The organism is Massilia agrisoli, assembly GCF_020831365.1.
GTDB classification, from domain to species: Bacteria; Pseudomonadota; Gammaproteobacteria; order Burkholderiales; family Burkholderiaceae_D; genus Telluria_A; species Telluria_A agrisoli.
In genome coordinates, this window is sequence record NZ_JAJHPV010000025.1 from 34,171 (window position 1) to 47,488 (window position 13,318).

Sequence of the window (13,318 nt, forward strand, 5' to 3'; positions counted from 1 at the left end):
GCTTACATGGCGGCGGCCGCAGGGAGGATCAAGGTGACGGCAAGCCCGCCGCCATCGCGGTTGCCGAGCGTGATGCGCCCGCCATGAGCCTCGGCGATTTCACGCGCGAGCGCCAGCCCGAGTCCCGTGCCGCTGCGCTTGGTGGAGTAGAACGGCACCAGCGCGTTGGTCAGCACAGCGTCGTTCATGCCCGTGCCGCGGTCGGCCACCTCGATCCGCACCACGCCCGGGGCGGCGCGCACGTTCAGCTCTACCTGGTCCGGCGGCGAACCGGATTCGTGGGCGTTCTTGAGCAGGTTGAGCAGGGCCTGTTCCATCTGCGCCGTGTCGAACCATGCCGGTTCGGCCGGCAGCTCGCCCGAAACACTGAAGCCCACTTGCGACGCCAGCCGCGCCACGAAACCATCCCAGCCGCAGGGCTCGATGCGCGGCGACGGCAGCTTGGCGAAGCGCGCGTAGCCGAGGATGAAGCTTTCGAGGTGGCGGGTGCGTTCCTCGATGGTGGCGAGGATTTGCGGCAGGCGGTCGGTCTGGCCGCGCCGGACAAGTTCCGCGCCCGAGTGGGCCAGCGACGTCAATGGCGCCAGCGAGTTGTTCAGCTCATGGCTGATCACGCGGATGACCTTTTTCCAGGTCTGCACTTCCTGCCGGCGCAGCTCCAGCGTCAGCTGGCGCAGAAGCAGCAGCTCGTGCCTGCGCCCGTTCAGCATAAAGCTGCTTCGCGCCAGGTGGTAGACCTCTTCGTCTTCGCTTTCGCCAGCGGTGAACAGGCCATCGCCGCCGCGCCCCAGCGCTTCGACCAGTGTCGGCGCGGCCTGCGCGAGGATGTCCTTCAGCTGGTGGCCTTCGAGTTTGCGGCCGTCGCCCAGCAGCTGGCGCGCCGCCACGTTGGCGTACACGACTGCGCCCGCATCGGCCACCAGCAGCATCGCGACCGGCGTGTTCTGGACCATCGTATCGAGCAGCAGTTCGCGCTGGACCAGGCCGAGGCGCTGCTCGCGCAGCACGTTGCCAAGCGCGTTGTGCGCGTCGATCAGGTCGGCCAGTTCGTCGTTATGTGCCCAGTGCAGGCTGAACGAAAAATCGCCATCCTTGTAGCTGGTGACGGTGCCTTCCAGCGCGCGGAACAGCGACAGGATCGGCTGGATCTGCGAGCGCAGTGTGATGATTGAAATCGGCACCACGCAGGCGACGCAGATGGCGAACACCAGCCAGGGTTCGCCGGGAATGAAGTGGTCGAGCGCCAGGGCGATGATGATGCCCAGCGCGAGCAGGGTGCCGACCAGCGCCGACAAGCGCGTGACCAGCGACAGGCGGAATCCGCGGCGCGCGCTCATCAGGGACGGGCGATGCCCAGCCGTTCCATGCGCCGGTACAGCGCCTGGCGCGACAGCCCGAGGTCTGCCGCTGCCTGCGCCACCACACCGTTGGCACGCGCCAGCGCCTGGGCGATGGTGTCGCGGTCAGGCTCGTTCTCGGCCGCTGGCAGTGCTGCCAGGGGCAGGCCGAGGTCTTCCGCCTTGATGGTGCTGCCTTGCGCCAGCAGCGACGCGCGCTGCATGACGTTTTTCAGTTCGCGCACATTGCCCGGCCACGCGTGCGCCATCAGCGCGGCCTGTGCGCCTGGGTTTAAGGATTTGCCCGGTGCGAGGAAGCCCGCAGCCAGCGGCAGGATATCGGCAGGGCGCGATGCCAGCGGCGGCAGCCGCAGTTCGATGACATTCAGGCGGTAGAACAGGTCTTCGCGGAACGAGCCGGCGCGGATCATCGCCTGCAGGTCGGCGTTGGTGGCGCTGATCACGCGCACCTTGACCTGGCGCTCGCGGTTCGAGCCAAGGCGCTCGAAGCGGCCGGTTTCCAGCACGCGCAGCAGCTTCATCTGCCCGGCCAGCGGCAGGTTGCCGATTTCGTCGAGGAAGAGGGTGCCGCCGTCGGCGGCTTCAAACTTGCCTTCGCGCGCACGCGAGGCGCCCGTGTAGGCGCCTGCTTCCGCGCCGAACAGCTCCGCCTCGATCAGGTCAGCGGGCAGGGCGCCGCAATTGAGTACGACGAACGGTCCCTCTGCCACCTGCGAATTGGCCTGGATGATTTCAGCAATGCGTTCCTTGCCGGTGCCATTGGGCCCGGTGATCAGCACCGGCACGTCGGCGCGCGCGACCTGGCAAGCCAGGTTCAGTACACGCTCGGTGGCCGGGTCTTCCCACACCATGCCGCGCAGGTCGAACTTGTGTTCGAGGTCGCGCTTCTCGCGGCGTTCGCGCTGCACCCGCTGCTGCAACGCGCGGTTGGCCTGGCCAAGTTCGATCAGGTTGGTGACGGTGGCCAGCAGGCGCTTGTCGTCCCACGGTTTGGACAGGTAATCGGCGGCGCCCGACTTCACCAGGTCGACCGCGGCGTCGAGGTGAGTCCATGCGGTGAGCAGGATGACCGGCAGGTCGGGGTGGCGTTTGCGGATCTCGCGGAACAGGGCCGTGCCCTCCACGCCCGACGTGGTGTCGGCCGTGAAGTTCATGTCCTGGATGACCAGGTCCACATTGCAGCGGTCAAGCAGGGCCAGGCCCTCGTCGGGCGACGCCGCGCGCAGCGCGTCGATGTCATGCAGCGAAAACAGGACTTCGAGCGCGATGGCGACGGCGGCGTTGTCGTCAATGATGAGTACAGTGGGCATGGCCGCTAGCATACCACCGGAGAATCGCGGTCAGGCACTGCGGGTCGCCATCGCCGGCGAGATCGTCGCAGCGCGCCACGCAGGGCCATATACCGCCGCCACGCCGAGCGCCCAGAACAGGCCTGCGCCTGCAAGCAGGTAGCCCATCGGCAGGCGCGTCAGTTCGAGCTTGCTGACCAACAGGTGGTTCAGCCCGAGCGCCATCATCACGCCGCCAAACACGCCGCAGCTGGTGATCAGGAAGTTCTCGGTCAGGAAGTAGCGCAGGATGTCGATGCGGCGCGCCCCGAGTGCGCGGCGTACGCCGATCTGCTTGCGGCGCTGGGTAACCCACAGGCTGGCCATGCCGACGATGCCGCTCGCGGTGATCAGCAACAGCAGCACGCTGACCGTGATCAGCATCCAGGACAGTGCGTTATCTGCGCGGTAACGGTCGGTGCGGTCTTCATCGACGGTCTTCACGTCGAGAAGGACAGGTCGCGGTGCGGCCTTGCGCAGCGCTTCTTCCGCTTCCTTCATCACGCGGTCGCGCTGGCCCGGTTCGGCGCGCACCGTGTAGATCGTGCCGAAGCCATTAGTCAGGCGCAAGGGGATGATGGTAGAAAATTCGCCGCTTTCGTCGACCTGCGCCGACTGCGTCTGCAGCGTTTCGACTACGCCCACGACGGTGGTGCCGTTGGCATCTTCGCCTGTGCCGAAGAACAGGGTTTTGCCGAGCGGGCTGGCGTCGTTCGGCCATACCTTCCTGGCCAGCGCGCGCGTCACGATGACCGACTTGGGGAAGCTGTCGCGGTCGGCGCTCGCGTCGATCTCGATAACTTCGTCCGGCGTAAAATCGCGCCCTTCGACGATCTTCAGGCCCCAGGTCTTGACCAGCGATTCGGGGCTGAAGTAGGCCGAAGCGTCTGCACTTGGCGTGACCTGCTTGCGGTCGGCTGCGACGCTGTTGGTACTTCCCGAACGCGACATCGGCATCTGGTTGGTGAAAGCCACCGAGGTCACGCCAGCCACTGCGCGCAGGGTCGCCGCTTCGCTCTTCTGGAGCGCGAGCTGGCCGTTGTGGTCGGACTCGTCGAGGTGGCGCACGCGCAGGTAGAACAGCGAGCCTTCGTCGTGCATGCCGCTGGGGCGCGCTGCCACGCCCTGGCGTACTTCAACGATATGCAGCGCGTTGGACAAGATGGCCAGGCTGATTGCTACCTGCACGGCGACCAGGATGGCGCCGGTTTTGCTGCGTAGCAGGGCCGACAGGATTGGACGGATTTCCATTGCTTACCTCACTGCGATTTAAGTTGAATGGCGGGCGTCACCTGGCAGGCGCGCCAGGTTGGCAGCAGGCCGGCGACGATCGCGGCGAGCAGCGACATGACAAAGGTCAGCCCCAGCATCTGCCAGTCCATCTGCGTGACCACAGACAGCTGCTCCGACTGCATGCCGATCAGCGCCAGTGCGCCAAACGAGAGCAGCAGGCCCAGCATGCCGCCGGCAAGGCCGACCACCGCGGTCTCCATCAGGAACTGGGTGAAGATCTCCTTTCGCGACGCGCCCAGCGCGCGGCGGATGCCCACTTCGGAAGCGCGCACCGAGAACTTCGCCAGCAGCAGGCCGATCGTGTTGACCAGGCACAGGACCAGGAAGCCAAAGGCCAGCCATGCGGCCAGGCGGCTGTCGTTGCCGACCACCTTGCGGCGTTCCAGCCATTCCATGACGTCGAACAGTTCGTTCTTCGCGTTGCGCTTCAGGCGCCCGAGCTTGCGCTGTTCGTTGGCGTAGTTGTCCAGGTAAGCCTGCAGGTCGGCGCGGTCGCCGCTTGAAGCAGTCTCGAACATGAACTGGAGCCAGGTGCATTCGGAGTCGAGCAGCCCCTGCCAGCCCGGTTCACGGCGCGAACTGCAGCTCATGCTGCCGTTATGTCCAGTCTCATGGCGAATCGCCGAGGCAAACGGAATCATGAATTCCTCTGCCTTGCCGAAGGCGCCGTCGCCCCCTACCAGGCGGTAGTACTTCGGCACCGGCACCCACTGTTTCAGTACGCCGACCACCTGGAAGTCGAAGCCCATCATGCGTACGCGCTTGCCCACCGGGTCGACAGCGCCGAACAGCTTTTCGGACAGCTCCTTGCTCAGCACGACCACATCGGCGCCGGCCTTGTCGTCCGCTTCGCTCCACGGCTGGCCGTACAGGAAGGGCGCTTCGACCATCGCGAAGAAGTCGCGGGTCGGCGCGAGGCCTTCGGCGGCCATCACCGCGAGGTCCTTGCGCTCTGGTTCGACCGGGGCGCTGATGGCATACAGGACAGTCCTGCGTTCGCCAAAGCCATCCTTGAGCAGGTTGGCGGCGTCGCGGTAGCTCATCATGTCGTGGCCGCGGTTGTCGTCCGCAGGGTTGTAGCCCTCCAGCGGGCCGTTGTCGATCACCGGTACGAACAGCCGGTTGCTCTTGTGCGGAATCGGGTCGCCCGACATCACGTGCAGGATGGTCAGGGTCGACATGGTGGCCGCTACGCCGATGGCCAGGGTCAGCACCATCAGCGCGGTCAGCGCGGGGTTGCGGCGCAGGCTGTGGACGCCGAGCCGGAAGTAGTAGAGGAACATGGCGCCTCCTTACGCGACGTGGCCGGCGACCAGCGTCGGCGCCTTGCGCACCAGGTCGGACACCTGGCCGTCGATGATGTGCACGTTGCGCTGCGAACGCACCGCCAGCTCAGGGTCGTGGGTGACCATCAGGATGGTGGTGCCCTGCGAGTTGATCTCTTCGAGCAGTTCCATCACGCCGCGCGCCATCTGGGTATCGAGGTTACCGGTCGGTTCATCGGCCAGCAGCAGCTTGGGCGAGCCGGCCAGCGCGCGCGCGATCGCCACGCGCTGCTGCTGGCCGCCCGACAGTTCGGCGGGGTAGTGTTTCATGCGCGACGCCAGGCCGACCTTGGCCAGCGCGTCTTCGATGCGCTCCTTGCGTTCGGCGGCATTGAAGCCGCGGTAGCGCAGCGGGACGTCGACGTTGTCGAACAGGTTCAGGTCGGGGATCAGGTTAAAACCCTGGAAGATGAAGCCCAGCTTCTCGTTGCGCAGGCGCGAGCGCGCGTTGTCGTCCATGCCTTTGACGTTGATCCCGTCGAGCACATATTCGCCGTCGGTGAAGTCTTCGAGCAGGCCTGCGATGTTCAGGAAGCTGGTCTTGCCCGAACCCGAAGGGCCGGTGACGGTGACGAATTCGCCCTGCTTGACGTCGATCTCGAAGCCGCGCAGCGCGTGGGTTTCGATCATGTGGGTGCGGTACACCTTGCTCAGGTTTGTCATGCGCAGCATGGGATGTCCTTTCAGGTTCGGTTGATTGTTATTGATTGATTGAGACGCGGGCGGCGTTCTTGAACGTGTCGGTACCCGCGATGACCACCTTGTCGCCCGGCTTGAGGCCGGACAGGATTTCGACCGCGGAGATGCTGGTCGCACCCACGGTGATCGGGCGGCGCACGGCGACGCCGCCCTCCACCACGTAGGCGAAGCGTCCGCCCTCGTTTTCGACGAACGGGCCCCGCGGCACCATCAGCACATTCGGTTTTTCCTCGATCAGCAGGCGCGCGGTGAGGCGCTGGCTCTGGCGCAGGCCTTTCGGCTGTTCGCCGTCGAAGCGCACGCGCGCCAGCACCTGGTTGCGCACGACCTCCGGCGACAGCGCGGACAGCTTGCCGGTGGCGGTACCGGACGGCAGGGCGATTTCGGCGGTCATGCCCAGGCCCATATCGGACACGTAGGTCTCCGGTACTTCGAGTTCGACTTCGAGGCGCGACAGGTCGACCAGCGTCATGAGAGCGGCGTTGGCAGGGACCACGCTGCGGTTCTGCACCGACAGCGTGCCGATGAAGCCATCGACCGGCGCGCGCACCGTCAGTTCGTCGACGCGGCGCTGGGCGTTGGCCATCGACAGGCGCTGGCGGTCGAGTTCATTGACCTTGGTCTTGAGCGCCAGGCCGACGTCGTCGCCTTCCAGCGCTGCGGCGTCGGCTGCGTGTTTGGCGCGGATCTGCGCCGATTTAAGCGCGTCCTTGGCCTTCTGGTAGTCGATCTTGGCGATGATGCCGTCGTTGGCGACGCCCTCGTAGCGCTCCAGCGTGCGCTGGGCGGACAGGCGGTCGATCTCGGCGGTGTCGGCTTCGCGCTGCGCCAGCAGTTTCTGCTTGCGCGCGAGGATGCGCTGGCGCGCCACTTCGGCTTCCAGCTGCTGGTAGCTGGACTGCTCGACCTTCAGTGCGTCGGACAGGTCGGGCGACTCCAGCACCGCCAGCACCTGGCCGCGCTTGACGGTGTCGCCTGCTGCGACCTTCAGCGTGACGGTCGACGGGGCGGTGGAGTAGAGGGTAGGGCTGACGGCGGCGACCACGCGGCCGTTGACCGACGCATCGCGCACCAGCGTGCCGCGGCCGACTTCAGCGACGCGGATGCGGTTGGCGTTGACCGAGTGTTCGCTGCTGCTCCATGCGGACAGCAGGAAGACGACGGCAGCCGCACCGGCGGCCACGCTGCCCGCAATGATGGCGCGGCGCTTGTTTTTCTGGCCCTTGGGCGGGGCGACGACGGTGTCCTGGTGTGAGGTATCGCGAATCATGGCCTGTTTCAGTTTGTGCATTGATGTAAATATCAATGCACGAACTGTGCCAGAGCATAAATGCTTGATTTGCAAGCATATTTTATTCTGGCGTCCGCTGTCCGCGATGTCCGGACGGGCGCCTGCGGACGCGCGCGGACGCTGTCCGGGCCTACTTCTCGCGCCTGAGCGGCGTACCCCGGTCGATCACTTCGCGGCAGTCGCCCTTGAAGTTGGCATTGTCGTAGTTACTCCAGCCGTAGCTGTCCACATAGCGCTTGTGTTCTTTAAACGCAGGATTGACGAAGCTGCGTTCGAGGTGTTCGCCTGCATAGCGGATGTCGCCGAGATCAAGCAGCGTATGGAACATGTTTTCGGTCGCCAGCCTTGCGCCGCGGTGCCGCGCCAGCTGGCCAACCTTGTCCGGGTAGCGTTCACGGTAAGCGTCCGAGTACCAGACGAAGGCCGGCACATGGAAGTCGTTCTTTGTGTTGTGGCCATGGAAGCCCAGCTTGCAGCTGCCATCGTAGAGTAGCTGCCCGTGATCGGCCACATACACCATCGCGCTGCGGCTGCCGGCGCCTTTCAGCTTGCCGATCACCTGCGCCAGGAACCAGTCCGTGTACAGGATGCTGCTGTCGTAGCTGTTGTTCAGGTGCGTCTTCAGTTTGACGTCGGTGTAGACCGGCTTGTCCATGCCCTTCAGCGACGGCTGCCATTTGTCGAACGCCTTTGGATAGCGCTGGCTGTAGTTCCAGTGGCTGCCCAGAGAATGCAGGACGATCAGTTTTTTCGGTGAGGCGTCGGCCAGCGCGATCCGCAAAGGATCGAGCAAAATCTCATCGAGGTTCGAGTTGTTGGTGAAGCCGCCCAGGTTGAGAAACTGGATGACATCCGCCTCTTTCGCAAACACCGACACCGGCGTGTCGTATTCGCCAAACGAGATCTGGTTCGACAGCCAGTAGGTCTTGAACCCGGCTTCCTTGTACGCGGTGATGAAGGACTTCTCCGCGAAGCCGTCCTTCAGGCTTTGCATCGACGGCTTGCGCGAAATGATCACCGGGATCGACAGGCGGGTGGCCGAGACGGCCGTGATCACGTCGGGCAGCGTGACCAGGTTCGCTTCCTTCGCCAGCTGCGGATTGGTCTCGCGGGTGTAGCCGTTCAGGCTCCAGCGGTCGAAGCGCGAAGATTCGCCGAGCACCAGCACCACGGTTTCGGGCGCGGCATCCGGCGCGGCCTGGCGTGCGCCAAAGCGGAAATTGCTGCTGCGCTTGCCCAGTTCAGCCAGGTGCTGGCGCTCTTTATAGTAGTCGGCGCCGCGCGCCACCAGCCCGAACGGCCAGGACCGGGCGAAGGCTTCGAAGTCGACGGGCAACCGCGCCCAGTGCGCAAGCGGAGGGAGGTCAAGCCCGGTATGCCCGGCGCCAACCGATGCCGATGCGGGCTTCGGGGCTTCGGTCTTGGCCTTGACCAGATGGGCCAGCGGGGGCAGGGGGCGTGTTGCCGCCTGCGTCTCCTGGGCGGACACGCCGAATTCATGGCCATAGCCCCACACTGCGCCGCCCACGGCCAGCGCGACGAGGGCCACGATGCGCGAGCTGTCGTTCCAGTCCAGCTGGCGGGTTGCGCGCGCCGCCCGCAAGGTCATGAACCACCATGCGATTGACCCGGCGAGTACCGCCAGCATCAGCCAAACCTTGCTGCCAAGGAACTCCATCGCTTCCATCGGGCTGGTTTCGGCGATGATGCCGAGGTGGTGCGTCGAAATGCCCTGCCCGTAATAGGTCAGCAGGTAGATTTCGGTCGGCAGGGCCAGGAAGGCAGGGATCAGCAGCCAGTGGAAGCGCGCCGGCCGCTTGAACACCGCCCACGCCGCCATCCAGGCCAGCAGCTCGATGCCCAGCACCTGCCACGGGCGCACGACCGGCTTGCCCAGCAGGGCAGGCACGAACGGCACCGCCGACACGCATACATAGGTCAGCAGCAGGAACAGGGTGGCGGGGCGCAGCAGGTGTCGCATGATTGGACGAAAGCAAAAAGTCGTCTATTATCACGGCGTTCCCAGCCGTCGTGGAACTTTTTGACCCGTCGTTCCCGCGCAGGCGGGAACCCATGCTGGGTCGACCCGTACGCGCGCTATGGATTCCCGCCTGCGCGGGAACGACGAGCGCGATTTGTCGCCAGATAACGACGCCAGGCCGCCGTTTACCGCATTGTTGCGCCCGCCAGGCCGGTAAACCGGTTGACCCTGCCCTGCATCAAGTCTATACTCGCGAGTTCTCGAATTTATTCTGCACACCGCGTGCGTTGCTCAGCCGCTCCTTCGCGAGTGGCTATTGTCGCCTCCGCTGTCAGTCCAAACCGGGACTCAGTTTTAGTCCCCGGGCATCGCCCGGGTTATTCACGTTGTATCTTTGTTGGATTAATAACGATGCCAACCATCAATCAACTGATTCGCAAACCACGTGTCGCTACGATCGTGAAGAGCAAATCGCCGGCGCTGGAAAATTGCCCGCAAAAACGTGGTGTTTGCACCCGTGTTTACACGACGACCCCAAAGAAGCCTAACTCGGCTCTGCGTAAAGTCGCCAAAGTTCGCCTGACCAACGGTTTCGAAGTCATTTCGTACATCGGCGGTGAAGGCCACAACCTGCAAGAACACAGTGTCGTGCTGCTGCGCGGCGGCCGTGTGAAAGACTTGCCGGGTGTGCGTTACCACATGGTTCGCGGTGCACTGGATACTCAGGGCGTTAAAGACCGTAAGCAAGCTCGTTCGAAGTACGGTGCGAAGCGCGCTAAAGCCGGCAAGAAGTAATATTTTTGCCCATCTATTGAGTTGAACCGACCGCAAGGTCGAGTAAGTGGATGGCTATGATGGCCACCGCGAGTGTGCGCAGCGCACTCAACTGAAGACTGAAAGGAATTGAAATGCCACGTCGTCGTGAAGTACCCAAGCGCGAGATCCTGCCTGATCCAAAATTCGGCAATACCGATGTCGCCAAGTTCGTTAACATTCTGATGCTGTCCGGCAAGAAGTCGGTCGCTGAGAACATCATCTACGGTGCGTTCGAGCACATCAAGCAAAAGTCCGGCAAGGACCCGCTTGAAGTCTTCGCTGCAGCGATCAACAACGCTAAGCCAATGGTCGAGGTGAAGTCCCGCCGCGTTGGCGGCGCCAACTACCAGGTGCCAGTTGAAGTTCGCCCAGTTCGCCGTATGGCGCTGTCCATGCGTTGGTTGCGCGAAGCCGCAAACAAGCGCAGCGAGAAATCCATGCCACAACGCCTCGGCGGTGAGCTGATGGAAGCAGCTGAAATGCGCGGCGGCGCAATGAAGAAGCGTGACGAAGTTCACCGTATGGCTGAAGCGAACAAGGCGTTCTCGCACTTCCGCTTCTAATCTGTTGGCCAGGCCCTGCGAGGGGCGCGGCCATCCATCCGTTGTTCGAGGCCGGGCTCATTTTGTTGAAAAAATGTGGCTCGGTTTTGTTCATTAAAAGATTTAGGAATAATTATGGCACGCAAGACCCCCATTGAGCGCTACCGCAATATCGGTATCTCCGCTCACATCGACGCCGGTAAAACCACCACTACCGAGCGCATCCTGTACTACACGGGCGTGAACCACAAGATCGGCGAAGTGCACGACGGCGCCGCGACGATGGACTGGATGGAGCAGGAGCAGGAACGCGGTATTACCATTACCTCCGCAGCAACGACTTGCTTCTGGAAAGGTATGGCTAACAACTTCGAGCCGCACCACATCAACATCATCGACACCCCGGGCCACGTTGACTTCACCATTGAAGTTGAGCGCTCGATGCGCGTGCTCGACGGCGCCTGCATGGTTTACTGCGCAGTCGGCGGCGTTCAGCCACAGTCGGAAACCGTATGGCGCCAGGCTAACAAGTACAAGGTGCCACGCCTCGCGTTCGTCAACAAGATGGACCGTACCGGCGCGAACTTCTTCAAGGTCTACGAGCAGATGCGCGCTCGCCTGAAGGCAAACCCGATTCCGCTGCAGATTCCAATCGGCGCAGAAGACAACTTCAAGGGCGTGGTCGACCTCGTCAAGATGAAGGCAATCTACTGGGACGACGCGTCGCAGGGCATGAAGTTCGACTACCGCGACATTCCTGCAGAACTGCAGGACCAGGCCAACGAATGGCGTGAGAAGCTGGTCGAGACCGCCGCTGAAGCGTCGGAAGACCTGATGAACAAGTACCTGGAAGAAGGCGACCTCTCGGAAGAAGAGATCAAGGCCGCACTGCGCCAGCGCACCATCGCGTCGGAAATCGTTCCGATGATGTGCGGTACCGCGTTCAAGAACAAGGGCGTTCAGGCAATGCTGGACGGCGTCATCGAATACCTGCCATCGCCAGTGGACATTCCACCAGTGGGCGGCACGGACGAAGACGACCAGCCGACCACCCGCAAGGCAACCGACGACGAGAAGTTCGCTGCACTCGCGTTCAAGATCATGACCGACCCGTTCGTCGGCCAGCTGATCTTCTTCCGCGTGTACTCGGGCACCATCAACTCGGGCGACACCGTGTACAACCCGATCAAGAACAAGAAAGAGCGTCTTGGCCGTATCCTGCAGATGCACGCTAACCAGCGTGAAGAAATCAAGGAAGTACGCGCTGGCGACATCGCCGCTGCTGTTGGCCTGAAAGAAGCGACCACGGGCGAAACCCTGTGCGACCCTTCGGCCATCATCACGCTGGAAAAAATGGTCTTCCCGGAGCCAGTGATCCAGCAGGCAGTCGAGCCAAAGACCAAGGCTGACCAGGAAAAAATGGGCCTGGCGCTGAACCGCCTGGCACAGGAAGATCCTTCGTTCCGCGTCAAGACCGACGAAGAGTCGGGCCAGACCATCATCGGTGGTATGGGCGAGCTGCACCTGGAAATTATCGTTGACCGCATGAAGCGCGAATTCGGCGTGGAAGCAACCGTCGGCAAGCCACAGGTTGCATACCGCGAAACGATCCGCAAGGTCTGCGAAGAAATCGAAGGCAAGTTCGTCAAGCAGTCGGGCGGTCGTGGTCAGTACGGTCACGTTGTCCTGAAGATCGAACCGCAAGAGCCAGGCAAGGGCTTCGAGTTCGTCGACGCGATCAAGGGCGGTACCGTTCCACGCGAATACATCCCTGCAGTTGAGAAGGGTGTTCGCGAGACGCTGCCAACCGGCGTTCTGGCTGGCTACCCGGTCGTTGACGTCAAGGTCACGCTGTTCTTCGGTTCGTACCACGATGTTGACTCGAACGAAAACGCGTTCCGTATGGCTGCTTCGATGGCGTTCAAGGACGGCTGCCGTAAAGCATCCCCGGTCATCCTCGAGCCAATGATGTCGGTGGAAGTGGAAACCCCGGAAGACTACGCCGGTTCCGTGATGGGCGACCTGTCGTCCCGCCGCGGTATGGTGCAGGGCATGGACGAAATCCCAGGCGGCGGCGGCAAGATCATCAAGGCCGAAGTACCACTGTCGGAAATGTTCGGTTACTCGACCTCGCTGCGTTCCGCAACGCAAGGCCGTGCAACGTACACGATGGAATTCAAGCACTACTCCGAAGCGCCTAAGCACGTTACCGACGCAATCGTTACTGCTAAGTCGAAGTAATTTTAGTCAGAAAAATCTAGTTAGTTGAGGACAGAGCGGGGCGCTAGCCCTGCTCTGTCCGCAAAAAAATAATCATTTAAAGGAAGATCAAAATGGCAAAAGGTAAATTCGAACGGACCAAGCCGCACGTCAACGTCGGCACCATCGGTCACGTTGACCACGGCAAGACCACCCTGACCGCAGCTATCGCTACCGTCCTGTCGAAGAAATTCGGCGGCGAAGCAAAAGCTTACGACCAGATCGATGCAGCACCAGAAGAAAAAGCACGCGGCATTACCATCAACACCGCGCACGTCGAGTACGAGACCGCAAACCGTCACTACGCTCACGTTGACTGCCCAGGCCACGCCGACTACATCAAGAACATGATTACCGGTGCAGCGCAGATGGACGGCGCGATCCTGGTTTGCTCGGCAGCTGACGGCCCAATGCCACAGACCCGCG

General features: G+C 62.8%; 11 protein-coding genes. 4 read left to right on the top strand and 7 right to left on the bottom strand.

Features of this window, described 5'->3' with window-relative positions; all coding sequences use genetic code 11:
- Positions 1-2: 2 nt before the first annotated feature.
- From LMJ30_RS21580 to LMJ30_RS21610, 7 genes are all read right to left on the bottom strand, one after another.
- A complete protein-coding gene (locus LMJ30_RS21580) occupies positions 3-1,337 on the bottom strand; it encodes a sensor histidine kinase (protein WP_229434647.1) in 1,335 nt (444 codons plus the stop codon).
- The gene (locus LMJ30_RS21585) at positions 1,337-2,668 is read right to left on the bottom strand and encodes a sigma-54-dependent transcriptional regulator (protein ID WP_229434648.1); all 1,332 of its coding nucleotides are present in this window, start codon (positions 2,666-2,668) and stop codon (positions 1,337-1,339) included. The genes LMJ30_RS21580 and LMJ30_RS21585 overlap by 1 nt, the downstream gene beginning before the upstream one ends.
- 30 nt (positions 2,669-2,698) lie before the next feature.
- Positions 2,699-3,937 (bottom strand): ABC transporter permease, encoded by a 1,239-nt coding sequence (locus tag LMJ30_RS21590; protein ID WP_229434649.1) that lies wholly within the window; start codon positions 3,935-3,937, stop codon positions 2,699-2,701.
- An 8-nt stretch (positions 3,938-3,945) separates the two neighbouring features.
- Positions 3,946-5,262 (bottom strand): ABC transporter permease, encoded by a 1,317-nt coding sequence (locus tag LMJ30_RS21595; protein ID WP_229434650.1) that lies wholly within the window; start codon positions 5,260-5,262, stop codon positions 3,946-3,948.
- A gap of 9 nt (positions 5,263-5,271) precedes the next feature.
- Positions 5,272-5,976 carry an ABC transporter ATP-binding protein gene (locus tag LMJ30_RS21600; RefSeq protein WP_229434651.1) on the bottom strand — a complete coding sequence of 235 codons (705 nt, stop codon included), beginning with the start codon at positions 5,974-5,976 and terminating at the stop codon, positions 5,272-5,274.
- 28 nt (positions 5,977-6,004) lie between these two features.
- Positions 6,005-7,273 (bottom strand): efflux RND transporter periplasmic adaptor subunit, encoded by a 1,269-nt coding sequence (locus tag LMJ30_RS21605; protein WP_229434652.1) that lies wholly within the window; start codon positions 7,271-7,273, stop codon positions 6,005-6,007.
- 151 nt (positions 7,274-7,424) lie between these two features.
- Positions 7,425-9,275, bottom strand: coding sequence for a phosphoethanolamine transferase (locus LMJ30_RS21610; RefSeq protein WP_229434653.1), 1,851 nt, complete (start codon positions 9,273-9,275; stop codon positions 7,425-7,427).
- A gap of 411 nt (positions 9,276-9,686) precedes the next feature.
- Here LMJ30_RS21610 and rpsL point away from each other — a divergent pair, with 411 nt between their 5' ends.
- From rpsL to LMJ30_RS21630, 4 genes are all read left to right on the top strand, one after another.
- Positions 9,687-10,070: a 30S ribosomal protein S12 gene (rpsL, locus tag LMJ30_RS21615; protein ID WP_119811749.1), complete on the top strand. Its 384-nt coding sequence runs from the start codon at positions 9,687-9,689 to the stop codon at positions 10,068-10,070.
- Positions 10,071-10,183: 113 nt separating this feature from the next.
- Positions 10,184-10,654, top strand: a complete 471-nt coding sequence (gene rpsG / locus LMJ30_RS21620) for a 30S ribosomal protein S7 (protein ID WP_229434654.1) — start codon at positions 10,184-10,186, stop codon at positions 10,652-10,654.
- Positions 10,655-10,768: 114 nt separating this feature from the next.
- Positions 10,769-12,874, top strand: a complete 2,106-nt coding sequence (gene fusA, locus LMJ30_RS21625) for an elongation factor G (protein ID WP_229434655.1) — start codon at positions 10,769-10,771, stop codon at positions 12,872-12,874.
- 92 nt (positions 12,875-12,966) lie between these two features.
- Positions 12,967-13,318: GTP-binding protein (locus tag LMJ30_RS21630; RefSeq protein ID WP_229431683.1), on the top strand; the 352-nt coding region annotated here is incomplete at its 3' end.